Consider the following 26,188-nt stretch of genomic DNA (forward strand, 5'->3'; position numbering starts at 1 on the left):
CCGGCCGTCCCGGAGCGGAATCGGCGGGCCGGGCAGAATCACTCCGGCCCGAAACGGAACCGGTGGGCCGGGCGGAATCACTCCGGGCGGGGCCGCGGCGGCACCCTGGTCGACGCTTCCAGTGTGCGGCGGACCGGTGCCGTCACGCCGTCACCGCCGGGGCCCGGCGTGGCGCGGGCACCGGCGGTGACGGCGTGGACCGCCTTGTAACGAGGCCCCTCTCACGGCTCTCACGGAGGGCGTCGGCGGTGACGGCCTTTCAACGAGGACCGCTTCACGGCGAGCACCGGCTGTGACAGCGGTGACGGCTGGGACCGTCTCGCGGCGGGGACCGCTTACTTGAAGCCGCGCAGCCGCAGGCTGTTGGTGACCACGAACACCGACGAGAACGCCATGGCGGCTCCGGCGATCATCGGGTTGAGCAGCCCCATCGCCGCCAGCGGCAGGGCCGCCACGTTGTAGGCGAAGGCCCAGAACAGGTTGCCCTTGATCGTGGCGAGCGTCCGGCGGGCCAGGCGGATCGCGTCGGCGGCCACCCGCAGGTCGCCGCGGACCAGCGTGAGGTCGGACGCCTCGATGGCCGCGTCGGTGCCGGTGCCCATCGCCAGCCCGAGGTCGGCCTGGGCGAGCGCGGCGGCGTCGTTGACCCCGTCGCCGACCATCGCCACCGACCGGCCCTGCGACTGGAGCCGCTTGACCACGTCCACCTTGTCGGCGGGCAGCACCTCGGCGATGACCTCGTCGATGCCCACCTCGGCGGCCACGGACCGGGCGACGGCCTCGTTGTCGCCGGTGAGCAGCACCGGGGTCAGGCCCAGCGCGCGCAGTCTCCGGACCGCTTCGGCGGAGGTGGGCTTGACCACGTCGGCGACCACGAGGATCGCCCTTGCCCTGCCGTCCCAGCCGACCGCGACCGCCGTACGGCCCGCGGCCTGCGCCTCCGTCAGGGCCCGCTCCAGCTCGGCGGGCAGGTGCTGCGACCACTCGGCCAGCAGGCGGGGGCGGCCGACGAGGACGGCGTGCCCGTCGACGACGCCCTGGACGCCCAGCCCCTCGACGTTGGCGAAGTCCTCGGGGGCGGGCAGCTCGCCGACCCGCTCGGCGGCGCCCCGGGCCACGGCCTGGGCGATGGGGTGCTCGGAGGCGTGCTCCAGCGCCCCGGCCAGCCGCAGGACCTCGGCGTCGTCCTCGCCGTCGGCGGTGACGACGTCCACCAGGGTCATCCTGCCCTCGGTGACCGTGCCGGTCTTGTCCAGCACGACGGTGTCGACGCCGCGGGTGGACTCCAGGACCTCCGGCCCCTTGATCAGGATGCCGAGCTGGGCGCCCCGGCCGGTGCCGACCAGCAGCGCGGTCGGGGTGGCCAGACCCAGGGCGCAGGGGCAAGCGATGATCAGCACGGCCACCGCCGCGGTGAACGCGGCGCCCGCGCCGCCGCCCGTGCCGAGCCAGAAGCCGAGCGTCCCGACGGCCAGGGCGATCACGATCGGCACGAAGATCCCGGAGATCCGGTCGGCCAGGCGCTGCACCTGCGCCTTGCCGGTCTGGGCCTCCTCCACCAGCTTGGCCATCTGGGCGAGCCGGGTGTCGGAGCCGACCCGCGTGGCGCGGACGACCAGGCGGCCTCCGGCGTTGACGGTCGCGCCGGTCACCGCGTCACCGGGCCGTACCTCGACCGGGACCGACTCGCCGGTCAGCATCGAGGCGTCCACCGCGGAGGAGCCCTCCTCGACCACGCCGTCGGTGGCGATCTTCTCGCCGGGCCGCACCACGAATCGGTCGCCCACCGCCAGGCCGTCGGCGGGGACGCGGACCTCGGCGCCGTCGCGCAGCACGGAGACGTCCTTCGCGCCGAGCTCCAGCAGGGCGCGCAGCGCCGCACCCGCGCGGCGCTTGGAACGGGCCTCGAAGTAGCGGCCCGCGAGGATGAACGCCGTCACCCCGGCCGCGGCCTCGAGATAGATGTTGCCCGCGCCGTCGGTGCGCTCGATGGTGAGCGCGAACGGGTGGGTCATGCCAGGGGTGCCGGCCGTACCGAAGAACAGTGCCCACAGCGACCAGCCGAGCGCGGCGATCGTGCCGAGCGAGACCAGGGTGTCCATGGTGGCGGCGCCGTGGCGCAGGTTGGTCCAGGCGGCCTTGTGGAACGGCCAGCCGCTGTAGACCACGACCGGCGCGGCCAGGGTCAGCGACAGCCACTGCCAGTTCCTGAACTGCAACGCCGGGATCATCGCCATCGCGATCACCGGGACGGCCAGGACGACGGCGGTGATCAGCCTGGCCCGCAGCGGGGCGAGCCCGTCGGCCCCCTCTCCGGGCTCCCGGGACTCCCCGGCGCCCTCGGCGCGGGGAGGCGGGGGCAGCTCGGCGGTGTATCCGGCCTTCTCGACCTCGGCGACCAGTTCGCGGGGGTCGAGATCGGCGGGGAAGACGACCTTGGCCTTCTCGGTGGCGTAGTTGACGGTCGCGGTGACGCCGTCGAGCTTGTTCAGCTTGCGCTCGATGCGGTTGGCGCACGACGCGCAGGTCATGCCGCCGATCGAGAGCTCGACCGCGCCGGTGTCCGGCGGCCGTTCGTCCGTGATGGAGGACATCACCTCTCCTTTCTCCGCGTCATGCCCTGGTCAGTGTGAGTGGTCGTCGGCGTGTTCCGCGCCGCTTTCCGGCGGCTCGGGCGTGCCGGTCGGGGCCTCGGACGGCGCCGGGACGTCCCCGGCGCGGACGGTGAAGTCCGCCGTGCGCACCTCGCCCCCGTGCTTGAAGTCCAGGAACAGCCGGTAGGTGCCCCGGCTGGGCGCCTCGGCGTAGAAGGTGACCTCCGGGCCGGAAGGCGTCCTGCCGTCGCCGGGCTCCCCGTCGGGATGGACGTGCAGGTAGGCGAGGTCGCCGTCGCGCAGCGCCACGAGGTGGCCGTAGGCGCCGAGGTAGGGCTGCAGGTCGGTGACCGGCTTCCCGTCCTTGCTCACCTTCAGCGTAACCCTGCTGGAACGCCCGGGAACCAGGTCGCCCGCGAGGTCGACGGTGTACCCGTCCACCTTCGCCGTACGGCGCGGCTCCAGCGGCCCGGAGGGCTTGTAGTCGCCGCCGGCTCGCAGGTCGGCGCCGAGCGTCAGCGGGTGGCCGCCCTCGGGGGCGAAGTCGGCGAACGCGCGGTACGCGCCCGCCTCCGGCAGTGTCAGCCGTACCGACCAGACGCCGTTCCCGGCCTCCTCGGGGTGCAGGTGCCGGAACTCGCCGAGGTCGCGTGAGACCACGATGAAGTGCAGCTTCTTCTCGTGCTGCGTCTGGTAGGCGGTGACCGGGCGGCCGTCCGGGCCGGTCACGGTGAACCGGAGCTCGGTCTCCTCGCCCGGGGTGAACACGGTGGTCTCGGGAACGAGGGTGTAGCCGTCCTGGGAGATCTGCAGGCCCGGCGGGACGGACGCCGCACCGTCGCCCTGTTCGGCGCCCGTGTCGCCGTGGCCGCCGTGCCCGGCGTCCGGGCTCCCGGTGGGCGCGGCGTGCGCCGGGTGGGCGGTCTCCGCGGGCGGCGCGGCGGCCGGGCCCACGGCCCTGCCCGCTCCCAGCGCGCCGCCGAAGACCACGGCGAGCCCGAGGGCGTAGGCCCCGATCCGGACCGGGGTGTTCACGACGTGGCCGCCACTTCGTAGCCGGCCTCCTGGACGGCGGCGGTGATCGCGGCCGCGTCGACGGGGGCGTCGCTGCTGACGGTCATCGCACCGGTGGCGAGATCGACGTCTACGCCGGTGACACCGGGAACCTGGCCGACCTCCTCGGTGACCGAGCTGACGCAGTGGCCGCAGGTCATGCCGTTGACGGTGTAGGTGGCGGTGGTCATGTCCGGCCTCTTTCCTCGCTATTTTTACCCTGGGGGGGTATCCGTATATCGACAACATACCCCTCCCCCGTTCTATTCCTCAACTCCGGCACCCGCTGCGGACGGCCTCCGGGGCCCGCTGCGGACGGTCCCTGCGCTCGCTGCGGACGGCCCCCGGGCCCGGCGCGGACGGCCCCCGGGGCCTCTGGGCCCGGCGGTGGCCCGCGGAAATGGGCGCGACAGCGCGGCCGGGGAGCGGGAGGATGGTCTCCCCCGACATCCGTGAACCGGCGCGTGGCCCGGTGCGTCACGCGGCCGTGAGAAGGAGACCCCCGGTGCACAGCTTCAGGAGCGACCTCGCGTTGCTCCGGGACAGGCGCTTCGCCCTGTTGTTCGCGGCCCGTACCATCTCGGTGCTCGGCGGCTCGTTCGCCCCAGTGGCCCTGGCCTTCGGCGTCCTCGGGCTTCCCGGGGCCACGCCGGGGACGCTCTCGGTGGTCCTGACCGCCGAGGCGCTGCCCACCGTGGTCTTCATGCTCGCGGGCGGGGTGATCGCCGACCGGTTCCCCCGGCACCGGGTGATGATGACCGGTGACGTGCTCAACGCGGTGGCGTTCTTCTCCATCGCCGCGATGATGCTCACGGGGTGGACCCCGGTCCCCGTCCTGGCGGCGGCCGCGGCGCTCAGCGGGGTGGCGATGGCCGTCCTCTTCCCCGCCCTGGCCGGAATCGTCCCCGATGTCGTCCCCGCCGACCGGCTGCAGACCGCCAACGCCCTGCTGGGACTGGGCGTCAACAGCTCGCGCGTCGCCGGGCTCGTGCTGAGCGGGGCCACGGTGGTTCTCATCGGCGGCGGCTGGGCGCTGGCCGTCAGCGGCGTCATGTTCACCGTGGCGGCGCTGCTCGTCGCCGCGCTGCGCCTCACCCCGGCCGGACGCGCCGCGGGGGAACGGCACTCCGTCCTCGCCGACCTGCGCGGCGGCTGGCGCGAGTTCGTCTCCCGGCAGTGGCTGTGGGTCGTGGTGGCGCAGTTCTCGGTGCTGGTCATGGCGGCGCAGGCCGCGCACGGGGTGCTCGGCCCGCTGGTGGCCAAGGAGAGCCTCGGCGGAGCCGCGGCCTGGTCCGCGGTGCTGACGGGCGAGGCGGTCGGCATGATCTTCGGCGTCTTCCTGGCGCTGCGGCTGCGCCCCCGCCGCCCCATCCTGGTCGGCACCGTCCTCACCGTGCCGACGGGACTCCCCTACCTCCTGCTCGGCGTCGGAGCCCCGCTGTGGACGGTCGTCGCCGGAGCCGTGGTGATGGGCGTCTGCTTCGACCTCTTCGGCGTGCTGTGGAACACCACGATGCAGCGGGAGATCCCGCCCGCCTCCCTGTCGCGGGTCAGCTCCTACGACGCCCTGGGCTCGCTGATGTTCGGCCCGCTGGGACTGCTGCTGGCCGGCCCGATCGCGATCACGGCCGGTCCCCGGCCCGCCCTGGTGGGATGCGCCGGGATCATCCTCGTGGTGTCCCTGGCCGCGCTGCTCTCCCCCGGTGTCCGGAACCTGCGGGCCCCGGACACCGGCGCGGAGGACCGGGCCCCGGGCACCGCCGCCGGAGATCGGGAGCCCGGCACCGCCACCGGGGACCGGGAGCCGGTCGGGGACGCGACGGGTCCGGAGGCGGCGGACCCGAAACCGGCGGCGGACACGGTGGCCCGGGGGCCGGTGGCGGACGCGGAGCCCGGCTCACCGGCCCGTCAGTAGCCCCGCCGTACGGCCTCGGCAGCCCCGCCGTACGGCCCGTCGGTGACCGGCCCTGCGGTCCGTCAGTAGCCGAGGGCGCGGTCGGTGAAGCGCTTGGCCAGGAAGGGCGACTTGAACTTCGGGTAGGCGACCGTCTTCGGGTCGCCGTCGGAGGTGTAGCGCTCGTCGGCGTGGGACTTCAGCCAGTCGAGCCAGGCGGTGGAGCAGAACTTCACGCAGTCGCCCTTCTTGTCCATCGACCTGATCCGCGGGATGCCGACCGGGTCGAACTTCTTGCTGAACGGCGACTCCGCCGGGGTGTAACCGGCGAGGAACACCCCGCCGAAGTCGTAACCGGCCTTCCCCGACCCGCCCTTCAGGCCCCATGCCTTGGTGCTGGGCTGGTTGCCGTACGGCAGGGCCAGCGTGACCGGCTTGAAGCCGATCAGCTTGTCGATCAGCTCCTGACCGGCCCCGATCTCGGCCGTCACCTGTTCCTTCGACTTGCCGTGCAGGTTCTTGTGGTCCCGCGTGTGGTTGCCGATGTCGTAGCCCCTGTCGCGCAGCCAGAGCAGGATCTGGGCGGCCTCCTCCGGGAGGTTCTCCTTCCCGAACAGGTCACGGATCACGTAGAACGTCGCCACCGGGCGGAACCCGGGGTTCTTCTTCGCGACGTCCTCCAGGATGCCGACGGCCGTGTCCGGCATGGGGTTCCCCGCGCCGTCCAGGGTGACCTGTGAGGGGGAGGAGTCGTCGAAGGTGAGCACGACCGGGTGCTTGCCGGCCGGGATGTCCATGTGCCCGGTGACGTACTCCGCCGCGGTGACCGGGACGTAGCCCTCCCGGGCGAGCCGCTCCAGTTCGGTGCGGAACTGCTGGGGAGTGCGGTCGTCCTGGGTCGCGGGCTTGTCCACCACGCGGTGGTACATCAGGACCGGTATCTGACCCAGCTCGTTGGCGTGGGCCTCCGCGGCCTTCGCCAGCTTGGCCTTGAGGGTCGCCTGCTGGGCGGCGGCGGCGGATTTGGCCGCGGCCGGCTTCGCGGCTCCGGCGTTCGTGTCGTGTGCGTCGTTCTGCCCGGACATGCATCCGGCCAGCAACGAGCCCGCCGCCGCGGCGACCATACCGGTCCTGACCACTTTAAGACGGTTCATTGAATCCCCCCAGCGCACTGATCAAGTGCCTGTTATCCCCCGCTGACCTGCGGATGGATCTCCACGTGGAGCAAAGGATTCATACCCGCGGGACAGAAATAGCAGGCAGTGACGATGGTCAAGGATTGAGAGCGCCGGGGCGAGGATGACCTACGAAGCCAGGGAGGCGCCAGCCGTACTTCCGGGCAGGAGTCTTCAAAAGGGACAGATGGTACGGCGGCGCGCCCCGGCCGGGAGAGTGCGGACGGCGGCTCCTCCGGGAGGCTCCCGGGCGTCGGGCGGCGGGCGGCGCCCATGGGAGGCGCCCGGGACGTCAGCCGGTGGCGCCCTTGAGGGCGGAGCGGTCGATGAGCGACATCCCCGGTACGGCCCGCATGCCCAGCCGCGCGTAGTAGGGCTGGAGCCGCTCCTCGCAGAGGAGGTCGACGGAGTAGAAGCCCTCGGCGCCGGCCAGGATCCTGCGCATCAGCTCGGTCCCGATCCCCCGCCCCTGGTACTCCGGAAGGACCTCCAGCCACGGGATGTAGGCCGTCAGGACACCGTCGCTGATCATGTTGACGAACCCGACGACGCGGCCGGTCTCCTCGTCGATCGCGACGACCGCGCGGTGGCTTCCCCGCAGGACGGCCAGGTGCTGCTCGGGCGAGGCCGGCGTCGGCCACCCCACGAAGAAACCGGTGAGCCGGTCGGCCTCGATCGCGTCGACGTCGTCGGTGTAGCGGATCACGGTCACTCCTCGCGGCAGGGCGCCGGCGTCGGCCGATCGCGCCGGGCCCGTAGAAGATATCCACCGGCTGTTCCGGTCGTCGATCGGATTTCCGGACGGCCGGAACACCGGGCGGGGGGCGGCGTGGGGATGCGGCGGCGTGGGGATGCGGCGGTGCTCAGCGGACGGACACGGCGGGTGAGCCGGGCACGGCCGACGCTCGACGGGCACTCGATGTGCGCTCGATGTGCGCTCGATGTGCGCCCGGAGGATGAGCGGCGGGCAGGCGCTCAGCAGGCGGGCGCGGAGTCCAGGCGCATCCGGAGGCGGACCCGGGACCCCTCGTCGGCCTGGTCGATGGTGAGCTCGTCGCAGAGCTGGCTCATCAGCCACAGCCCGAACCCGCGCACCGTGTCCGTGGGACGCTCGGGCGGCACATGCTTGGCCGCCAGATCCCCCGAGTGGTCGGTGATCTCCACGGTGACGCAGGCGGCGTTGTGCCAGATGCTCAGCGTGCCCTCGCCCCCGCCGTGCTCCAGGACGTTGATGACGGCCTCGTTGGCGGCGAGGAGCAGGTCGTCCAGCCGGTCGCCGCGCATGCCCGCCAGGGTCGCGTGCCGGAGGAGGCGTTCGCGCAGGGCGGTGAGGTCGTCATCGATCGGCCAGTGCTGACCGCGGTCGCCGGTCACGACACCCCCCTTGGCTCCGCCCTGTACGGCGACCGCCGGGGGGAGCGGACCCGCTCCTCCGGAACCGGACGTCGCCGATGACTTGTCGATGCCGGACATCTGCCCGCTCGGAGCGGGCTTACGACCGTGCGGGCGGACGGAATATCCCTCGGGTCGCCGTTCGCCGTACCGTTCGCGAGGAACCTGCCCGTTCACTCCGGATTCCCGTTTCGCCGCAGGAACCCGACGGCCTCCTCGATCGTGGGATGTACGGCGAAGGCATCGGTGAGCCCGGTCAGATGGAAGATCCGCTGTATCCGGGGATGCGGACTGGCCATGGCGAGGTTGCCCCCGCGGTCCTGGACGAGCTTGCGGACGGCCAGGAAGACCCGGATGCCGGTGGAGTCGCAGAACGACAGCCCGGCGAGGTCCATGACGAGGTGCCGCCGGTCGGAGCCGATGGCCCCCAGAAGGTCGTGGCGGAACCGCTCGGCGTTGGTGTAGTCGAGCTCGCCCGACACGGCCAGGAGGGACACCCCCTCCGCCGGGCCGCCGGACGCCGTCACGGCGTCGTCGGGCACGGTGCTGATATGGACGGCAGTGCTCACGGGCGACCTCCACAGCCGGCCGAAGGGAAAGGGGGCGGGGGCGTCACCCGGACGGCGCGAACGCGGACCGGCGGGCGCCCGCCGGGCTCCGGGGCGCGGTGCGCCGGAACCGGGATGGTCTGCTGGACGCCGACATCGTTCACCCGCAATCTCGATTCCTCTCGCGAGGCAGCCGACCACATCGCGGCGCCCCGCCGCGGAGGCGGGCCGACCGTGATCGCTCTAGCCTATTGAATCCCCAAATTTCATGCTTGACACCCCTTTGTCGGGCGACCGACCCACGCCCTGGGCGGGGCCTGAACGCCTCCGCGGGCTCCGGCCACCGGTACGGCGCCGGCCGGAGCGTCCCGGACCCTCCGGGACGCATACCTTGCCCGCTTCGGGAATGAATGCCGCTTCAGGAATGAACACCGCTTCGGGAATGAACACCACGGAGAATCGGCTGACCCAGCGCCGCCGTCCGGCGGCCGGAGAAGGGAGAACCCATGCAGGTCGACGTCAGGCTCCTGCCCGGTGGAGGTTCCTACGCGGCGGAGGTCGGCGGCGAGCGGGTGGGGCGGCTGGACCTCAGCCGGCGCGACGGCGCCATCGTCTACACCCACACCGAGGTCGATCCCCGTTTCGAGGGCAGAGGCGTGGGCGGCGCGCTCGTCCGGGTGGCGCTGGACGACGCCCGGGCCGAGGGCGCGAAGGTCGTCCCGCTCTGCTCGTTCGTCGGCGCCTGGATCCGGAAGCACCCCGAGTACGCCGATCTGGTGAAGAACACCTGACCGAGTCCCTCCCCAGAGCCGTGTCCGCGTCCGAGGGCGCCTGACCAGATCCCTCTTTGGGGCCGTATCCAAGGGTGGACGGGATTCCTCCCTGAGGGCCGTGTCCGAGGACGGACCGGATTCCTCCCTGAGGGCCGTGTCCGAGGACGCCTGGCCGGCCCTCTCCGGAATCGCCTCCGGGGAGAGACCCGCACCGGGCCCGGGCGCGCGGCGCCCGCCCCGGTCCGGCAGCATGGGCGCATGTTGCATCACGTCGAGCTCTGGGCGCCCGACCTCGACCGCGCTGTGCGGTCGTGGGGATGGCTGCTCGGGGAGCTGGGATACCGGCCCTTCCAGGAGTGGAAGGCGGGCCGGAGCTGGATACTGGACGGCACCTACATCGTCGTCGAGCGGTCGCCCGCCCTCACCGCGTCCACGCACGATCGATGCCGACCCGGTCTGAACCATTTGGCCTTCGGCGTAACCGGGCAGGCACGGGTGGATGAGCTGGTCAGCGCATCAGCCGGGCACGGGTGGACACTGATGTTCCCTGATCGCCACCCCTACGCGGGCGGAACCGGCCATTACGCGGGTTATCTTGAGAACGAGGACGGCTTCGAGGTCGAACTCGTCGCGGTTCGTGAGTGCTGAGCGCGGCCGTACGTCATGACTGTAAATCACCTGGTTGATGCGGGTTTGCCACGTGGGCTTACCGTGTGAACCAGATCATGGCCCGATCCCTTGCTAGGCTGCAGGGAACCGTTTGAACCGGGCGTTGTCTCACCCCGGCAGGTGAGACCGTCGAGAAGTGGGGTCACACCGTGAAGAAGCTGCTCGTTCTGGTGCTCGTCGCCGTTGGGGGACTGCTGGTCTGGCGGAAGGTGCAGGCTGATCGCGCCGAGCTCGACCTGTGGACCGAGGCCACCGGCGGAGAGAACTGATCAACGCGGCTACCGATTTGGGTGCTTTCATGATCCCTGCCCGCGATGGGGAAGCAATGCCCATCAGGCTCGCCTGTCTGGATCTGGCAGGCACCACGATCGGTGATATCGCCATGGTTGAGCGGGCGTTCGCCGACGCGATCGCCACTCAGGGCATCGTTCCCGGGACCGGTGCGTACGCGCGCGCCATGGTGCACGTGCACCGGTCCCGGGGATGCCCGACCATCGAGGTCTTCCGTGGCATCTTCCCCGACAACGAGGCCCAGGCGCAGGCGGCCGACCTCACCTTCGAGCGCTCCTACCAGGGCGCCATCGGCCGCGCGGGCCTGGTCCCGGCGCCAGGTGTCGCCGAGGCGCTGGACGACCTCCGCGACGCGGGCGTCAAGGTGTGCCTCACCACCGGCTTCAGCCGGGTGATGCTGGGAGGCGTCCTGGAGGCGCTGAGCTGGTCCGGCAAGGCGGACCTCGTCCTGAGCCCGGAGGACGTCGGGCGCGGCCGCCCCATGCCCGACATGGTCCTCGCCGCGGTCATGCGTCTCGGCATCGAGGACGTCCGGCAGGTGGCGGTGGCCGGTGACTCCGAGAGCGACATGATCTGCGGCCGCCGCGCGGGCGCCTCAGTGGTCGCCGGCGTCCTGACCGGGGCCCACAGCAGGGAGCGCCTCCTCAAGGGCGGAGCCACCCATCTCATCGGCTCCGTCGCCGACCTCCCCACCCTGCTCCTCGGCGGCAGGCCGCTCCAGCCCACCGCCGCCGCCTCCGCCCTCTGACCGCTCCGTACCGCCCCGGGACCGTACGGTCCCGGGGGACCGTTACCGAGTGGCGCCGAAGCGGGTCCTGTTGCTACGGTGTACGACTGGAAGCGAGCCGTGTCCCGGAGAGATCCCGGTGACCCCGACGGCTCACCGGGGGCCTTAGCTCAGTTGGCAGAGCGCCTGCTTTGCAAGCAGGATGTCAGGAGTTCGAATCTCCTAGGCTCCACCTGCGAAAACATCCTCTCCGTGATCATGAAAACGGAGAGTGAGTGACCAACTGGGTGACTAAGCCTCCAGGGTCCTCCCGAAGATCCCGTCCATCGCCGTCGCGCCCTCTTCCATGACGGGCCGGATCTGGCGACGGTAGACCGTCTCCGTCACCACCGTGTTGGCGTGCCCCACCAGGCGGGAGATGTGTTCGATGGGCACACCGGAGTCCGACAGCAGGGACACGAAACTGTGCCGCATCTCCTTGGGGGTCCACTCCGTCTCCACGAGCCCGGCCTTCCTGACGACCTTCCGGAAGTCGCGCCGAACGTTGCCGGCGCTTAGAGCGGTTCCGTTCCTTGTGCAGAACACCAGTCTCGCCATGGTCCCGCCGAGATCGTCGAGCTTGTCGTGTGTCCAGAGCTTCCGAAGCGCCTCGACGCAGCGCTGAGGCAGCTTGAGAGTACGGCGGGACTTGACGGTTTTGGTGTCGCCGCCCTGCCGGACCGACCGCCACACATAGACGGCGTACTCCGCACAGTCCCACCCCGCTTCTGCCACGGGGAGCCACGCCTTGCGGTCGGCGACGAACCCCACCACATGGGACCAGGACAGTTCCCGAAGTTCCTCGGTACGGACTCCCGTCAGGAGCGACAGGACGATGTACCCGCCGATGCGGGCGTCCGCCTGTTCCGCGGTCGTCAGCACGGCCACGGCCTGAGGCAACGTGAGCGCCTTGGACTTGCGCCCCTCGCGTCCTTCCGGGACCTCGCAGAGATCCACGACGTTGCGCTTCACCTTGTCGCGGACCATGGCGTTCTTCACCGAGCGGTTGAGGATGCCGTGGATCAGCTTGAGGGACCGCGTGCTCAGCTCGTCCGTCTTGCTCGCCAGCCACCGGTCAACGTCCTCCACCGACAGATCACGCAGCTTCCGCGCGCCCAGGGCGGAGATGACATGGTTGGTGGCGAACTCGGTGTACAGGCTGACCGTGCTGCTTCCCCGTCCCTTCAACCCGTGCTCCAGCCAGTACTTCACCGCGTCGCCGACCGTGTGGTCCGTCGACGCGAGGGCGAGGCCGTCTTCGTAGTCTCGGATGATCTCCTTGAGCTTCGCCTTGGCTTCGGTCTTGGTCTTGCCGCTGGCCTTCTTGACAATGCGCTTTCCGGCCGGGGTGTAGCCGACCGTCACCGAGGCGATCCAGCGCTGCCGTGTCTCGTCCCAGTGCAGGCCGCCGTCTCCCCGGCTGCGTCGTGCGGTCATGATGCCCTCGCTTCCTGTTCGAGCAGTGCCACGTAGTCGGAGATGGCCGAGGCCGGGATGAGCCGGGTACGGCCCTGGGTGACCGAGCGCAGGCGGCCCGATCGGATCTGTTCGTAGATCACGCTGCGGCTCATGCTGAGCAGGTACATCGCTTCGCAGACGCGATACAGCCGCCGCTCAACGGGGGAAACGGCTGGGGTCATCCGTCCTCCCGTTCCGCCGCGATGGCACGGGCCAGGGCGACGCGTCGCCGGATGTCTTCGGCCACGATCGCCTCACCGGGGCTGTAGCCGGACCCGGCGAAACGCCAATGGGCGAGCACGAACGTGGTCTCGTCACCCAGAGCGGGCAGGCCGTACCGCTCGCGTGCTTCGGCGGTCCGGTGGGCGGTCCGGACCTCGCGCAGGTCGCCGAGCCTGGTGGAGTAGTGGCGGGACTTGGTGGAGAAGTGGCCGCGGAAGCCGAGCATGTGCGCCCAGGGCCGCAGCCGCAGGGCTTGGAACTCCCGGCGTGCGCCCAGCTCCCAGCAGGTACGGATCATCCGTCGTGCGTGCTCGGTGACCGGGAGCGCGTCCAGGTGGAGGCCGGGCTTGAGCCCCGTCCCCCCGCACCGTCCGCACGAGGCCACCGGACCCAGCCGGCCCCGGCCCTTACAGGCCGAACAGGACAGGCGGTGATCGACGGTGCCGGAGGTTTCCGCGCCCTTGGTGGCGTACTTGGCGATGTAGGAGGCCACCGCCCGTTCGCTCAGCCCGTCGGCGGACTGGTCGAACAGGATCGGCCGGATGTCGAGCTGGTCGCCCCAGGCCAGGTCCCACCGGCCGAGAGGGCTTTCCGGTGAGGTCACGGTGATTTTCCGCGCCGCGGGTGAGATGGACCGGGTGAGCAGGTCGTGATCGGCCCAGTCCGGGGGTGGTTCGTCGGCGCCGCCGGGGCCGTCGAGGCGGATGACGGCGTGGAAGTGCACCAGGCCCCGCCGTTGGTACTCGGCGACCTTGACGAAGGAGACCCGTACCCGCTTGCCGAACTCGGTACGGCTCAGCCCCGCCTCCGCGGCCAGGGTGCGCCGGACTTCCAGGGTGAAGCGGTGCCACAACGCGCCCGCGTGTGCCTGCCACAGCACCGCGCCCGTGTAGTCGTAGCAGTCGGGGCAGATCGGCTGACCGAGCCGTTCGTCGCCGGAGTCGTGCCGGACGCGGCAGCCGATCGGCCGCTCGTGCTCACATGTTCTGTCGCGGTTGCGTGGACGGCAGGTGCGCACCGTGCCGCCCTTGTCCCGCCGGGTGTGCACCGGCCCGAACGATGGTGCGGTGAGCGTGACGAACGCCCGGGGGTGGGCGCTGACCGTCTCCGGGATGCCCTTGCCGCCGGACAGGCCGGCCCGGATCAGGTGGAAGGTGTCGGCCCGGTAGACCTCGGAGCAGGCCGGGCATACCGAGGCCCGCCGGTTGCCGCAGGCCACCAGCAGATGCCCGGACGGCTCGTCATCGGTGCGGTAGGCGTGCAGGACCTCACCCGTGGCCGCGTCCACGACGGCCGACTCTCCGGTGAGGTGGATCGGATGGGAGCAGCCGCCGGTTCCCGCGACCATCGCCCGCCATCGCTCGTAGTGCGGAGCGTTGATCACCCGGGCCAGATCGATCATCCATTCCGGGTGCCGCTCTTGCTTGTCGTGCTCGTTCGACTCACTCATGATCACCACCCCCTTCGACGCAGGACTACCTGTAGTACAGGTTGCACTTCATTGAAGCGTCTATGCAACCTGTAGTACAAGTGGTTATGGAAAGCTCGCGAGAAGGAGAGGTCATGGAGACCACTGAGGACAAGGACGTCCGCTGGCGCACCATCGCAGGCGACCTGCGCGCCGCCATCCTGGACGGCCGCTACCCACCCGGCGGAGCCCTGCCTAGCGAACCCGAACTCGTCCGCCGCTACGACGTCTCCCGCCCCACCGTCCGCAAGGCCATCGACACCCTGGTCTCCGAAGGACTGGCCTACGTCATGCGCGGACGCGGCTCATTCGTCCGCCCCATGCCCGAACGCCAGGTCCTCCTCATCAGCCACCAGAACCGGCCCGACCTGGCCGCCCCCGGCAACCACCCCGACATCCAAGCCTTCGGCTGGGACCTCGCCCTCCGCGACACCGACCCCGACGCCCCGCTGTTCACCAGCGAGAAGATCACCGCCAACCGGGACATCGCCATCATCCTCGGCGTCCGCGCCGGCCACCCTGTTATCCACCGCCGCAGCATGTGGCACCGCGGCCACACCGCCCGCATCCACGGCGCGTCGGCCCGCCTGGAGATCAACTCCTACACCAACGCCGACATGCTCCCCGACTTCGACGACCCCAAGCGCTTCCACCAGTACCGCAAGCGCCCCGCGTTCTTCTACCAGTCCCTCATCCGCGAACACGGCCCCGTCCGCTGGATGACCCTGACGACCTCCCGCATCGCCTACGAACACGAACGCACCGACCTGGGCATGGACTACGCCGAGGCCGTCCTCGTCATCCGCCGCACCATGGCCCACCACAACGGCCGCCCCATCGAGGTCACCGAGGTCAAGGCCCCCGCCGACCACTACGAGATCGGCTACAGCGCCGAACTCGCCGACGACCCCAGCGCCGTCTTCACTCCGCAAGAACTCACCGACAACGGCATCGCCCTGGTGATCTAGGCCCGGCTTTGGGGCCAGCATCACATTGATCACAAGATGGCTCAGAGTTTCTTTACTGGTTCAAGGGCAACCCGCCTACGGCGGTTTGCCGAGCTCCAGGTGACGGTGCGCCCGGCGTTCGACTTTCCGGTCTGGTGCGCACTCACTCTGCCTATGCAGTGGGGCACGCAGGGCTGTGTAGGGCAGCAGTCAACAGCCTTGCCTTTCCATGCAACGTTAGGCCATGCGTTAAGAGCATTGAGATATTTTTACCCGTGCTATCCTCTCAGTTGGACCGGCATACAGTGTGGAAGGAGGTAGGGATGCCAAACTTTGAGACGTTCACGAAGAGGATGGCTCCTCTTGTCAAGCAGCCGTTCGTCACTGTCCAGAAGCGTGGCATTATCTCGATGAACGCGGCTGCTCATGCCCTCCTGGGCGAGCCTGAGGCATTAGAGCTTTTGTATGACCCTAAAGAGCGCATTGTCGGGTTTCGTGCGGTTTCTAGGGAGTCTGAACATGCTTACCCGTTGCGGGCGCAGAACGGAAAAAGCGTTGGCCCCTACATCGTCTCTGGCACTGCCTTCGTGAAGTACTACAACATCGACGTAGCAGTTTCCCGCCGCTGGGTTGCCTACCTGGACGACGGCATCTTGTGCATCGACCTCAAGGACGCCGGTACGGAAGTTACGAGCAACAGGAGTGCTGGCAAGGAGTCTGGTGTCGACGATGAGGATGCTTAGCCGGAGGATGGAGTGATCGCCAAGCATGCGTTCGCAGATGAGTCCGCTAGGCACGGTTACCTCATCTGCGTAGCTGTGCTTGCGCCTAGTGATCTTGCTGCGTCACGACAAGCGTTGAAGAAGCTGTGCAAGCCAGGGCAGCATCGAGTTCACATGAAGAGTGAAAGCGATAGCCGACGTCGAGAAATCCTGAGTGTGATCACAGGGCTAGGCGTCGAAGCTCATGTCTACCAGACAAAGCTAGGCGCTCGGTCGCAGAGGGCGGCACGTGACGACTGCCTACGTAGCGCTATCCCTGATCTCATATCTCTTGGTGTGGGACGACTGGTGATCGAGTCCTGTGACCAGGATCATCAAGATCGGCAAGTTGTCCGTGAGATGGTGAACAAAGCTAAAGTTCTTGATCGCTTTGCGTACACGCATGATCGTCCAGCAGCGGAGCCGCTCCTCTGGCTTCCAGACATCGTCGCTTGGTCTTTTGGAAAGGGAGGGGACTGGCGACGGCGGACGGAGAAGGTCGTCGGTAACGTAAGAAGCCTCTGACCTCATATATGCGCGAAACCCGGCCGACTCACCGTCCGGAGAGCTGCCGGGTTCACTTCCACGAGCTAGTGCTGGTGGCTCCTCTATCATGCAGTGCTGCTGGAGAGCAGTCAACTTTTTGACCGCCTTGGCAGGGAGAGTCAAGGCTTTCGTGCTGATCAGGAGATGTCTGGATCTGGTAGCTTAGTGAGTTTGAAGTTTGTTGAACAGCGCGTAGATGCTGGCTGCGTCTCCTTAGAGGTAGCTCCATCTTCCCTCCTATGAGAGGGAGCATGCTTGCTTGAGAGCGGATGGCAGCGCTCCGCGCCGCCGCACGGCGGGACACGCCCCGCCGTCCCGGCACGGCCGGCGGGCCGGGCGTGCGGCCCTGGCGGCCGGTCCCGGCCCGCGCCAGCCGGGACGGCACGGCGTAAGCCCGCCGCCCGCCGCACCCAGCACGCGCCGCACCGCACGAACCCGCCGCCCTTGGGTACGCGCTGCCGCCACTCCGCCGGCCCCACCGCTACGAGGACTCTTCGGGATGCTTCACGTCCACCCCGACCACTGTCCTCAGTGCGGTTCATCAGGCACGTCTGATCGGAGGGAAGGACAAGGCTGCCGCCCCGCTTCCGTTCCTAATGACGGTCGCGGGCACGTCCCCGGTCCGGCAGCGCGGAGCGGATGCCTACTTCCGTTGCAAGATCTCCGAGATCTTTCGCCCGAGACCGGCACCGTCACCGATTCGACCGGACGGGGACGTGCCCGACCTGATAGACCGTGGCTTGAGCCCGCCCGCACAGGACGAACCCCTTTCACACGTTGGTGAGCGGCCAGCTCCGAGCAAGACCGGGGCCTGTGCGGGTCGCTGGGGTCACGGACGGCTCATCGGATGGTAGGCCTTACCGAGCCTTGTCATTAGGGCGCCGAAGAACCCCGCCACGGGCAGAGGAGCAACCGGAGCAGCGGAGGTGACAGTGCGCGTCTTCTGCGGAATCGACTGGGCCGAGCGCCACCACGACGTGGCCCTGGTGGACGAGAGTGGAACCGTGATCGCTCAACGGCGGATCACCGAGACCGTGCAGGGCTACCAAGAACTGCTGGCCATGCTCGCCGAGGCCGGCGACGGCCCGGAGACCCCGATCCCGGTCGCGATCGAAACACCCCGCGGCCTGCTGGTGGCCTGCCTGCGCGCCTCCGGCCGCCCGGTATTCGCCATCAATCCGTTCAGCGCCTCCCGCTACCGGGAACGGCACGCGATCTCCCGCAAGAAGTCCGACCGCCAGGACGCCATCGTGCTGGCCAACATCCTGCGCACCGACATGGCCATGCACCGGCCGCTGCCGGCCGACACCCACCAGGCCCAGGCGGTCACCGTGCTGGCCCGCGCCCAGCAGGATGCCGTGTGGCGCGTCCACCGCACCGGCAACGAGCTGCGCTCCCTGCTGCGCGAGTACTACCCCGCCTTCCTGGAGCTGTTCGCCAGCCAGGAAGGCGGGGTCAGCTGCCGGGAGGCCCGCGCGATCCTGGCCATCGCCCCGACCCCTGCCGCAGCCGCCCGGCTGAGCCGCCCACAGATCCGCGCCGCCCTCAAGCGCAGCGGCCGCATCTACCACCTGCAGTCCTGGACCGAGAAGATCCACGCCGGACTGCGCGCCGAGCACCTGCGCCAGCCCGCTGTGGTCGAAGACGCCTACGGACACCAGGCCCTGGCGCTGCTGGCGGTGCTGGACGCCGCCTGCACCTCGGCCACGACCCTGGAAGAAGCCGCCATCGCCGCGTTCCGCTCCCACCCTGACCACGCGATCATCACCAGCTTCCCCGGCCTGGGCGACCTGACCGGCGCCCGGCTGCTCGGCGAGATCGGCGACGACCGCACCCGCTTCGCTGACGCCCGAGCGCTCAAGGCATACGCGGGCGCGGCCCCGGTCACCCGAGCCAGCGGACGCAGCCGCGCCGTGATGCACCGCCGGGTCAAGAACCAGCGCCTGGCCGCGGTCGGATATGTGTGGGCATTCGCCGCCCTGACCGCCTCACCTGGAGCGCGAGCCCATTACGACCGGCGCAAAGACCAGGGCGAGCGCCACGCCGCCGCCCTGCGCAACCTCTACAACCGGCTGCTCGGGTGCCTGTTCCACTGCCTGACCACCCGCCAGACCTACCGAGAACACGCGGCGTTCTCCACATCGGCCGAGCAGCCCGCCGCAGCGTGAGCCGGCCGGGCTGAGCCTCATTGCCGCTGGGGGCTTCGCAGCCCCCAGACCCCCGCGCGCCGGAGCAACCGCCGGCGCGCCCACTGTCATGCCCACGACCCGCCGCTCGCGCCGGCGGTCACTCCGGACCGGGTTGACACGCCCCGCCCATCGGATGTCTCGGGCCTGGGAGGCCCTGCGGTACGGGTCGGGTTGCCATCGAATGACACGGCTGACCTGATCATGGTGCTGCGGGACGGATGCGGCGGCGCGGGCACGGGGAAGAGACCGCGCCGCCGCACCGTCAGCAGTGACGCCGATGGATCCCGCGGGGGAACACCGGGGCTCCATCACCACCAGGGCGTCACTGAGTACGGTGGTCACCAGGGAATCACCCGCTGGGAACTCGCAGCACACCGCGATGGGGTGGCTGCGCCGCCCTCCGGGCAGGGGGCACAGGTCGGTGACTCGTGCCCACAGCAGGTCTGTGAGCCGGTGGGGTTGTCGCCGCCATTCCTCGCCCCGCACCGGGGAGATCGTGAACGGGGTGCCCGCTTGCCGCTGGAACAGCAGACCGCAGCCCGCGTGCAGCTGCACCGCAGGCTGCGCGAGCGCCGGTTTCCCGGCCACGGGAAGAACCGTGTCCCGGTCCGTCGTGCCGGTCATACCGGGGCTCCACCGGAGTATGGGGAGCCGGAGGACGGGCGCCGGAGTTGGGCATGGTGGTCGCTGATCCGTTCGGCGGCCCGGTCGAGTGCTCCCACCTCCTGCGAGGCGTTCACCCGGCATCGACGCTGATCGTCCCACCCGGCGTACCACCAGAACCGCTCCCCGTTGCACCACACCGTCAGGCCCGCGCAGACCGACACCACCGCCAGGTCGTGGTCACCGTTGATGATGGCGGTGATGTCGTACCGCGTCAGAGCGTCACGGAGCCTCTGAGCCGCCTCCAACGCCGATGGGTACCCCACGGGCATCGCGTTCATGGCTCCAAGCCCTCCTGGTCACGGAGCTGCTGAGCGAGTTTGGAAACGTTGTCGGCATCGATCGTCTGACAGAGACCGCGGCTTACTTCTTCATCCGTGAGGTGCCGGCCATTCCGGGTAGCCCACAATCGGCCTTCGGAACTTCGCCAGATGCACCAGCCGGGGAAGGCCGCCTGAAGATCTTCCAGAATCACGGGAGCTGACATGGATTAAGAGTCATTCGGCGGGAGTGACGAACCCACCTCATTCCAGAGACGTCTAGGACGCTTCAACGTTAGAGTCGAAAACGTCCCTGACGTCCTCGCTTCCTTGAGGTGAATGGTGGCTAATGTCGCTTTACGTCGCGCAATGCTAGACGCAAAGGTAAACGATCATCGCCTCGCGGATCATTGCGGGGTGGACGTCAAGACTGTGGCACGCTGGTTGCAGGACGAGACACGCATCCCGCATCTCCGACACCAGTGGGCCGCCGCTGAGATCTTGGGAGTTGATTCGGCAGTGCTGTGGCCAGAGGCGATCCGCAACACCGTGAAGACCGGTCCCGACAGGGAGATCTTGACCGTCTATCCCTACCGGTCGGCCTGCCCCAAGTCCGTCTGGCGTGGCCTGATCACATCGGCCCGCAACGAGATCGTGTTCGCCGGATACACCAATTACTTCCTGTGGCTGGAACACCCCAACCTCGCCAAGATCCTCAAGCGCAAGGCCGAGCAGGGCTGCAAGGTCCGCTTCCTGGTCGGTGATCCGGACAGTGAGGTCACCCGTCGCCGTGAGGAGGTGGAGAACGTCCCGCTGACCGTCTCCACCCGTATTCGGATCACCCTGTCTGAGATCGAACAGGTTCGCAGGGTGCCTGGCATCGAGGCGAGATTCAGTGACGAGCACATCGCCATGAGCGTCTTCCGGTTCGATTCCGAGATGCTGGTGACGCCGCACCTGGCGAAGCTGGTCGGGCATGATTCGCCGATGCTGCACCTGCGCCGCTACCAGGATGACGGCTTGTTCGACCGGTTCGGCTACCACGCCTCCGAGCTGTGGACCAACGGCCGGAACGTGTGGGCGGAGGAGCCGAAAGAGCGCGCCGAGAGCGCCAGCTCCGGGTGACCGACTGAGTGACGACGACCACGGACGATGCCGGACGGCCGCAGATCACCGTGGACCATATGCGCAGGTGGGAGCGGGTATCCGCTATGGTCCCGCCCCCACCCGAGGTGCTTTGCAAGCAGGATGTCAGGAGTTCGAATCTCCTAGGCTCCACCACTCTCATGGTACAAAGAAGCCCAGGTCAGGCATGGTCGCCTCACCTGGGCTTCGCTCTTCGTCCGGCCTCGTCCGGCTCCCGTGCCCGCCCGTGTGCCCTATGCCCTTATGCGTCGGTCCATCGTGGTCGGGTGACCGGAGCCACCGTGAGCAGATGATCCAGGCCTTTGAAGTCCTTGGGGTTGCAGGTGTAGAGCGGAAGACGGTTGGCGATGGCCACGCAGGCGATCATCAGGTCCGCCGTCCGAGGACGAGGCTTGCGGCCTGAGGCGATGACGGCGGTCCACAATTGGCCGTACTCGCGGGCGGCGGTGTCGTCGAAGGGAAGAGGATCGAACTCGGCCTCGGCCGCCTGAAGGATCTTCATCCGTTGAGCGAGTTGCTGCGGTCCGGATGCCACGAGCACACCTACCGACAACTCCGCGGCGGTGATGGCGCTGATCAACATCTCGTCCGGTAGCTCGTCCGGATCGATCCCGGCACGCAGGATGAGGATGTTGGTGTCGAGCAGCCCTTGAACGTGGCTCATTCCCCGTCCCCGGTGAACTCGCCTCTGCCGTAGGCGCGATCGTACGGATCGTACAGATCGTCGTTGACATGGCGGTCCATGTCCTCGCGGTACTTCCGGTCGTCGAGGCGCGGCATGCCCCGGGACATGGCTGCGAACTCCGCTCTTGAGACGGCCCGGCGCCGACGGCGGATGGGCACGAGGTCGCCGATGTGATGGCCGTTGCGGGTGACGGCGTACCGCTCTCCGCGTTCCAGGCCGTCCATGATCTCCGCGGACCGGTTACGGAGGTCGCGTTGGGAGATCTGATGGGTGGGGTCGGGCTGAGGAGTGCTCATCCATCAACCGTACAACGGAGTGCTACGTGGTGCTATGTGGTAGCACAATCTGGAAACCCGCTCTGGACCTGGACTTGAGGGAACGTTTTGCCGCGATACGACCAGCCGTCGATGAGACCCCGTCGGATTCAGGGCGCAGCACGCGACTCCACGGGACCTGGGACAGATCACGGCCTCCACGAAGCCCGGATCGGCTCATGCGCCGCCGGCCGTCTCCGCCCGTATCCGGAGCACCCTGTCCGAGATCGAGCAGGTTCGCAGGGCACCCGGCACCGAGGCGAGGTTCAGCGACGGCGACCGGCCATGGGGAGTCCCTGCTTGTGATGTGACGGGCATCACTTCCGGTTCCTGTCAGGAAAAGGCCGCCCGTCCGGTTCAAGTGACGAATCCGAACCGGACGGCAAAGGAGCCGACGATGAGAGTGCTGGTGGCAGGAGCGACCGGAGCGATGGGCAGGGAACTGGTGCCGCGTCTGGTCGATGCGGGACACGAGGTGTTCGCCATGATCCGCAGCGAGTCGGGCAAGGCCCGGGTCTCAGAGCTGGGCGCGGTACCGGTCATCGCCGACGCGCTCGATCGCGCCCAGGTCGAGGAGGCCGTGCGCCAGGCGGCGCCGGAGGTCGTCATTCACCAGCTGACCGCCATCGGGCACATCGACACCCGCCATTTCGACCGCAGCTTCGCCGCCACCAACCGGCTGCGGATCGAGGGCACCGACAACCTGCTCGCGGCCGCGCGCGCCGCAGGAGTACGACGGTTCATCGCCCAGAGCAACGGCGCGTTCACCTACGACCGGACCGGCGGGCCGGTCAAGAACGAACAGGACCCCCTGGATCGCTCACCGATCAGCCAGATGACCGCGATGATCGCTGCGATCGAGTACTTGGAGAAGGCCGTGCTGGGCGCCGGCTGGGCCGAAGGGATCGTGCTGCGCTACGGCGCGTTCTACGGACCCGGCACCTCCATGGCGCCAGGCTCCGCGCAGTTCGAGATGATCCGCAAGCGCAAGTTCCCGATCGTCGGCGACGGCGGCGGGGTGTGGTCGTTCATCCACATCGCCGACGCCGCCGAGGCCACGGTCGCAGCCGTGGAGAACGGCGCCCGCGGTGTCTACAACATCGCCGATGACGATCCCGCCCCGGTCGCCGAATGGCTGCCGGAACTGGCGGCGATGCTGGGGGCCAAGAAGCCGATGCGCGTACCGAGGTTCATCGGACGGCTGGCCGCCGGGCAGGCCGGTGTCATGCTCATGACCGAACTACGCGGCGCATCCAACGCCAAGGCCAAGCGCGAACTGGGCTGGCACCCGGCACACCCCACCTGGCGTCAGGGCCTTCGGGCCGGGATGTGACGTGCTGAGTGTCGTTTTTCCCGCCTCGGTAGGTGCTCGGGGAGCCGAACGCCTACCGGCAGCCATCCGGCAAGGATGGTTGCCCTTCTTAAGATATGGAGAGGCCCAGGTCAGGGGGATCCGCACAGCCTGTCGAGCTCCGCGATGTCCGTGTTGATATCCGCGATCACCTGGTCGGGGTCGCCGCCGGTCATGCCGGTCAGGCGGAAGCTCAGCTCCTGGAACTCGGCGGCCAGCCGACTGATCTTCGCCCCCACCACCCCCTGCGCGTCGAGGGCCGCGCCCATCAGGTCGCGGTACGTCTGCTGGGCCGCGGCCGCCTGGCTGCTGCGGACGGCCCCGGCGTTGCGGCCGTATGCGGTCAGCGCCGTCGCCGCCTCGTCGCAGCCGCCGGGCCGGGCCGCCGGCAGCAGCGGGGTGGAGATCGGGGCCGCCCGCGTGGGGTTCGGTGGCTGGGGCGCGCTGGACTCGGGCGATGACCTCGAGGCCGGCGGTTCATGCCGGGCGGTGACCGGATCCGGTGACGATGACTGCGGGACCGGAGTGGGAACCACCGTGCCGGGCTGGGGCTGCGGAGGCGGGGCCGGCGGCATCAGGTAGGCGACCAGTGCGATCACGGTGGCGATCGCACCCGCCAGAGCGCTCACCGCCGTCCAGTTCAGTCGCGAGCCTGCTCCTCCGCCCGCTTCCGGCGGCCGCGCCGATCCCCTTCCGGTCATGTCCTCATCGTGGCCGAGCCGCCGGGTCCGGTCCAGGGATTCCTCTGCTGACCCGTGGGCGCGCGTGCGCTGCGTGCTCGACGAGGCGGGGCAAGGCAGCCGAAGGGCTGCATGTCGACGAGATGAGCCTGCTCCGACCGTGCCTATCCCTGGCAGAGTGTGGCTGGCCCGCGAACCGGTCGCGAATACTGTGAGCCATGAACAGCAGACGACAGCTCGGGGCGTTCCTTCAGACAAGGCGCTCTCAGCTGCGACCCGAGGACGTGGGGGTGGCCACCTACGGTGACCGGCGCCGGGTCCCCGGGCTGCGTCGGGAGGAACTGGCACTACTGGCGGGCGTGAGCGCGTCGTACTACTCACGGCTGGAGCAGGGCCAGGCGTCCAACGCCTCGCCCGACGTACTCGACGCGCTGGCCCGAGCCCTGCGCCTGGACGACGCGGAGCGCCTGCACCTGCATGAACTGGCCGTCGGTGGCCGCCGCCGGGGCACCGTACGCCATGCCGCGGCCGAACGGGTCAGCCCCGCGACACGTCAACTGGTCGCGGTGCTCGGTGACGTGCCCGTGCTGGTGCTCGGCCGGAGCGGTGACGTGCTGGCGTGGAACACGCCGGGCCATGCCCTGTACGCCGGCCATCTGGCCCCGGAGGGTGCGGAGACACCCCGGCAGCGGCCCAACATGGCTCGCCTGGTGTTCCTGGACGCGCACACCCGCGACCTGTACACCGACTGGCCCGCGAAGGCACGGGGCGTCGTGGCGACCCTGCGCATGGCCTCCGGCCGTCATCCGGACGACCCACTGCTGACTTCGCTGGTCGGAGAGCTGACGGTCAAGAGCGCGGAGTTCGTCACGATGTGGGCCGACCACCGCGTCAAGACCGGAGGCGACACGGTCTACGAGATGCGGCACCCGCTGGTGGGCGCCATGCGAGTGACCCAGCAGACCCTTCGGACCACCGATGACCAGACGGTGGTCGTCGCCACCACCGAACCCGGCTCGCCCTCGCACTCCGCGATGACGCTGCTCGTCCACAGCGCCCTGACGGGTCGGTCGTCCCGGCGCACCCGAATCACCAGCTGACCCCGCACGTTCCCCAGGCGCTTCGACCGGAGCGCCCGATGTCGCACGCCCTCATTCAGACAGGACCAGGTATGCGCACCAGATTGCTCGCCCTCGCGATCGCCGCCGGAATCGGCCTGACGACCGTATCCCCGTCATCCCCGTCATCCCCGTCGGACGCGGCGACGTCCCGGATAGCGGTGCACTTCGACGTGACGAAGGGCCGGCAGCCGGAGAACATCGCCCTCGCCCCGGACGGCACGGCCTATGTCACCTTCGCCGCCGCCCGCCAGGTCGCCGCGATCAGCCCGAAAGGCACGGTCCGGATCCTGGCGACCCTCCCCGCCCCGGCTGACGGCGGCGCACCGGCCCTCGGGTTCGCCCTGACCACCGGCATCGTCCGCACCGCCGACGGCACGCTCTATTTCCTGTACGCCAGCGGCGACGCCGCGACCACCGGCCTTTACCGGCTGCGCCCCGGCGGGGGACCGCAGCGCATCGCCGCGCTCCCGGCGAACGGCCTGCCCAACGGCCTGGCCTACGACGAACCGGCGGAGACCTTCTACCTCACCGACTCGGTCCTCGGCTCCATCTCCATGGTGCCCCTGCACGGCGGCCCCGCCCGGACCTGGTCGTCGGCACCGGAGCTCGCCGCGGCCGGATTCCTCGGCGCCAACGGCATCAAGGTACGGCACGGCGCGGTCTGGGCCACCAATCTCGACCAGGGCACCCTGCTCAGGATTCCGATCGGACAGGGCCGCCCCGGACCCGTCCAGGTCAAGGCCACCGGCCTGGTCGGCATCGATGACATCGCCTTCACCCGCGACGGGGACGACCAGGTCATCGCGGCCCTCAACGCCCCGAACAAGGTGGTGCGCATCGACACGGACGGCCGTGCCGTGACCCTTCTCACCGCCGGACTCCAGAACCCCACCTCGGTGGCGGTGCGCGGCCGGACCCTCTACGTGCTCAGCGCCGCCTACCTCACCGGCACCGACCCCAACCTGATCCTGGCCACCATCGGAGCGCCCCATGCATGAGATCAAGCTCGGCGACGTCACCGTCACCCGCGTCGAGGAGACCCACGGCCCGATCACGCCTACCAGGGACTTCTTCCCGGACCTGCCGGTCAGGGAGTGGGCACCCTTCAGCCGCCACTGACCGTGCCGTCCGTGCCGTCCCGCCGTTCGCGGCGGGACGGCGGGACCGGCGAAGGCGCCCATGTCCTTGAGCGCGCCCGCCCATCGTGGTCACCCACCTTGAC

General features: G+C 69.4%; 27 protein-coding genes and 1 tRNA gene. 14 read left to right on the forward strand and 14 right to left on the reverse strand.

Features of this window, described 5'->3' with window-relative positions; translation table 11 throughout:
• Window positions 1-335: 335 nt before the first annotated feature.
• The 3 genes from AB0D67_RS24850 to AB0D67_RS24860 are packed head-to-tail and all read right to left on the reverse strand — an operon-like array spanning window position 336 to window position 3,838.
• The gene (locus AB0D67_RS24850; protein WP_362940274.1) at window positions 336-2,594 is read right to left on the reverse strand and encodes a heavy metal translocating P-type ATPase; all 2,259 of its coding nucleotides are present in this window, start codon (window positions 2,592-2,594) and stop codon (window positions 336-338) included.
• Window positions 2,595-2,624: 30 nt separating this feature from the next.
• A complete protein-coding gene (locus AB0D67_RS24855; protein WP_362940277.1) occupies window positions 2,625-3,629 on the reverse strand; it encodes a hypothetical protein in 1,005 nt (334 codons plus the stop codon).
• Window positions 3,626-3,838 carry a copper ion binding protein gene (locus AB0D67_RS24860; RefSeq protein ID WP_362940280.1) on the reverse strand — a complete coding sequence of 71 codons (213 nt, stop codon included), beginning with the start codon at window positions 3,836-3,838 and terminating at the stop codon, window positions 3,626-3,628. Before AB0D67_RS24860 ends, AB0D67_RS24855 begins: the two co-directional genes overlap by 4 nt.
• 314 nt (window positions 3,839-4,152) lie before the next feature.
• On the opposite strand from AB0D67_RS24860, the gene AB0D67_RS24865 reads away from it, so the two are divergent.
• Complete coding sequence (locus tag AB0D67_RS24865; protein ID WP_362940283.1) at window positions 4,153-5,562, forward strand: MFS transporter; 1,410 nt, start codon at window positions 4,153-4,155, stop codon at window positions 5,560-5,562.
• A 62-nt stretch (window positions 5,563-5,624) separates the two neighbouring features.
• Here AB0D67_RS24865 and AB0D67_RS24870 read toward each other — a convergent pair whose 3' ends face one another.
• From AB0D67_RS24870 to AB0D67_RS24885, 4 genes are all read right to left on the reverse strand, one after another.
• Window positions 5,625-6,680, reverse strand: coding sequence for a polysaccharide deacetylase family protein (locus AB0D67_RS24870; RefSeq protein ID WP_362940286.1), 1,056 nt, complete (start codon window positions 6,678-6,680; stop codon window positions 5,625-5,627).
• Between the two features lie 328 nt (window positions 6,681-7,008).
• A complete protein-coding gene (locus tag AB0D67_RS24875; protein ID WP_362940289.1) occupies window positions 7,009-7,422 on the reverse strand; it encodes a GNAT family N-acetyltransferase in 414 nt (137 codons plus the stop codon).
• Between the two features lie 269 nt (window positions 7,423-7,691).
• Entirely contained in the window at window positions 7,692-8,090 is a 399-nt protein-coding gene (locus tag AB0D67_RS24880; RefSeq protein ID WP_362940292.1) for an ATP-binding protein, read from the reverse strand.
• A gap of 191 nt (window positions 8,091-8,281) precedes the next feature.
• Entirely contained in the window at window positions 8,282-8,677 is a 396-nt protein-coding gene (locus AB0D67_RS24885; protein ID WP_362940295.1) for an STAS domain-containing protein, read from the reverse strand.
• Between the two features lie 485 nt (window positions 8,678-9,162).
• Between AB0D67_RS24885 and AB0D67_RS24890 the strand changes: the two genes are divergently transcribed.
• The 5 genes from AB0D67_RS24890 to AB0D67_RS24910 all read left to right on the forward strand — a co-directional run bounded on the left by AB0D67_RS24890 (window position 9,163) and on the right by AB0D67_RS24910 (window position 11,348).
• Window positions 9,163-9,447, forward strand: a complete 285-nt coding sequence (locus tag AB0D67_RS24890) for a GNAT family N-acetyltransferase (RefSeq protein WP_362940298.1) — start codon at window positions 9,163-9,165, stop codon at window positions 9,445-9,447.
• 240 nt (window positions 9,448-9,687) lie between these two features.
• Window positions 9,688-10,077 carry a VOC family protein gene (locus tag AB0D67_RS24895; RefSeq protein ID WP_362940301.1) on the forward strand — a complete coding sequence of 130 codons (390 nt, stop codon included), beginning with the start codon at window positions 9,688-9,690 and terminating at the stop codon, window positions 10,075-10,077.
• A 170-nt stretch (window positions 10,078-10,247) separates the two neighbouring features.
• Window positions 10,248-10,367: a DLW-39 family protein gene (locus AB0D67_RS24900; RefSeq protein ID WP_229811953.1), complete on the forward strand. Its 120-nt coding sequence runs from the start codon at window positions 10,248-10,250 to the stop codon at window positions 10,365-10,367.
• A gap of 56 nt (window positions 10,368-10,423) precedes the next feature.
• Window positions 10,424-11,137 (forward strand): HAD family hydrolase, encoded by a 714-nt coding sequence (locus AB0D67_RS24905; RefSeq protein WP_362940304.1) that lies wholly within the window; start codon window positions 10,424-10,426, stop codon window positions 11,135-11,137.
• 138 nt (window positions 11,138-11,275) lie between these two features.
• Window positions 11,276-11,348: transfer RNA gene (locus AB0D67_RS24910), tRNA-Ala, on the forward strand.
• Window positions 11,349-11,407: 59 nt separating this feature from the next.
• Here the strand turns inward: AB0D67_RS24910 and AB0D67_RS24915 are convergent.
• The 3 genes from AB0D67_RS24915 to AB0D67_RS24925 are packed head-to-tail and all read right to left on the reverse strand — an operon-like array spanning window position 11,408 to window position 14,285.
• Window positions 11,408-12,592, reverse strand: coding sequence for a site-specific integrase (locus AB0D67_RS24915; RefSeq protein WP_362940307.1), 1,185 nt, complete (start codon window positions 12,590-12,592; stop codon window positions 11,408-11,410).
• Window positions 12,589-12,795, reverse strand: a complete 207-nt coding sequence (locus tag AB0D67_RS24920) for a helix-turn-helix domain-containing protein (protein WP_362940310.1) — start codon at window positions 12,793-12,795, stop codon at window positions 12,589-12,591. The genes AB0D67_RS24915 and AB0D67_RS24920 overlap by 4 nt, the downstream gene beginning before the upstream one ends.
• The gene (locus AB0D67_RS24925) at window positions 12,792-14,285 is read right to left on the reverse strand and encodes a replication initiator (protein WP_362940313.1); all 1,494 of its coding nucleotides are present in this window, start codon (window positions 14,283-14,285) and stop codon (window positions 12,792-12,794) included. Before AB0D67_RS24925 ends, AB0D67_RS24920 begins: the two co-directional genes overlap by 4 nt.
• Window positions 14,286-14,398: 113 nt before the next feature.
• Between AB0D67_RS24925 and AB0D67_RS24930 the strand changes: the two genes are divergently transcribed.
• From AB0D67_RS24930 to AB0D67_RS24940, 3 genes are all read left to right on the forward strand, one after another.
• Entirely contained in the window at window positions 14,399-15,271 is an 873-nt protein-coding gene (locus tag AB0D67_RS24930; RefSeq protein WP_362940316.1) for a GntR family transcriptional regulator, read from the forward strand.
• A 302-nt stretch (window positions 15,272-15,573) separates the two neighbouring features.
• Window positions 15,574-15,993, forward strand: a complete 420-nt coding sequence (locus AB0D67_RS24935) for a hypothetical protein (protein WP_362940319.1) — start codon at window positions 15,574-15,576, stop codon at window positions 15,991-15,993.
• Between the two features lie 1,496 nt (window positions 15,994-17,489).
• On the forward strand, window positions 17,490-18,725 hold the full coding sequence (locus AB0D67_RS24940; protein WP_362940418.1) for an IS110 family transposase: 1,236 nt from the start codon (window positions 17,490-17,492) through the stop codon (window positions 18,723-18,725).
• Between the two features lie 641 nt (window positions 18,726-19,366).
• Here AB0D67_RS24940 and AB0D67_RS24945 read toward each other — a convergent pair.
• Entirely contained in the window at window positions 19,367-19,690 is a 324-nt protein-coding gene (locus tag AB0D67_RS24945; protein WP_362940322.1) for a hypothetical protein, read from the reverse strand.
• Window positions 19,691-20,086: 396 nt separating this feature from the next.
• On the opposite strand from AB0D67_RS24945, the gene AB0D67_RS24950 reads away from it, so the two are divergent.
• Complete coding sequence (locus AB0D67_RS24950) at window positions 20,087-20,794, forward strand: hypothetical protein (RefSeq protein ID WP_362940325.1); 708 nt, start codon at window positions 20,087-20,089, stop codon at window positions 20,792-20,794.
• Between the two features lie 262 nt (window positions 20,795-21,056).
• Here the strand turns inward: AB0D67_RS24950 and AB0D67_RS24955 are convergent, their stop codons facing one another.
• The gene (locus tag AB0D67_RS24955) at window positions 21,057-21,479 is read right to left on the reverse strand and encodes a type II toxin-antitoxin system VapC family toxin (RefSeq protein ID WP_362940328.1); all 423 of its coding nucleotides are present in this window, start codon (window positions 21,477-21,479) and stop codon (window positions 21,057-21,059) included.
• A complete protein-coding gene (locus AB0D67_RS24960) occupies window positions 21,476-21,796 on the reverse strand; it encodes a prevent-host-death protein (RefSeq protein WP_362940331.1) in 321 nt (106 codons plus the stop codon). The genes AB0D67_RS24955 and AB0D67_RS24960 overlap by 4 nt, the downstream gene beginning before the upstream one ends.
• 415 nt (window positions 21,797-22,211) lie before the next feature.
• On the opposite strand from AB0D67_RS24960, the gene AB0D67_RS24965 reads away from it, so the two are divergent.
• Window positions 22,212-23,147 (forward strand): NAD(P)-dependent oxidoreductase, encoded by a 936-nt coding sequence (locus AB0D67_RS24965; protein WP_362940334.1) that lies wholly within the window; start codon window positions 22,212-22,214, stop codon window positions 23,145-23,147.
• Window positions 23,148-23,257: 110 nt separating this feature from the next.
• Here the strand turns inward: AB0D67_RS24965 and AB0D67_RS24970 are convergent, their stop codons facing one another.
• Entirely contained in the window at window positions 23,258-23,794 is a 537-nt protein-coding gene (locus AB0D67_RS24970; RefSeq protein ID WP_362940337.1) for a hypothetical protein, read from the reverse strand.
• A gap of 269 nt (window positions 23,795-24,063) precedes the next feature.
• On the opposite strand from AB0D67_RS24970, the gene AB0D67_RS24975 reads away from it, so the two are divergent.
• From AB0D67_RS24975 to AB0D67_RS24985, 3 genes are all read left to right on the forward strand, one after another.
• On the forward strand, window positions 24,064-24,945 hold the full coding sequence (locus AB0D67_RS24975) for a helix-turn-helix transcriptional regulator (protein WP_362940340.1): 882 nt from the start codon (window positions 24,064-24,066) through the stop codon (window positions 24,943-24,945).
• Between the two features lie 71 nt (window positions 24,946-25,016).
• The gene (locus tag AB0D67_RS24980) at window positions 25,017-25,964 is read left to right on the forward strand and encodes a hypothetical protein (RefSeq protein WP_362940343.1); all 948 of its coding nucleotides are present in this window, start codon (window positions 25,017-25,019) and stop codon (window positions 25,962-25,964) included.
• Window positions 25,957-26,085: a hypothetical protein gene (locus tag AB0D67_RS24985; RefSeq protein WP_362940346.1), complete on the forward strand. Its 129-nt coding sequence runs from the start codon at window positions 25,957-25,959 to the stop codon at window positions 26,083-26,085. The genes AB0D67_RS24980 and AB0D67_RS24985 overlap by 8 nt, the downstream gene beginning before the upstream one ends.
• Window positions 26,086-26,188 lie beyond the last annotated feature (103 nt).

It is taken from the genome of Streptosporangium sp. NPDC048047 (assembly GCF_040653115.1).
Lineage (GTDB): Bacteria > Actinomycetota > Actinomycetes > Streptosporangiales > Streptosporangiaceae > Streptosporangium.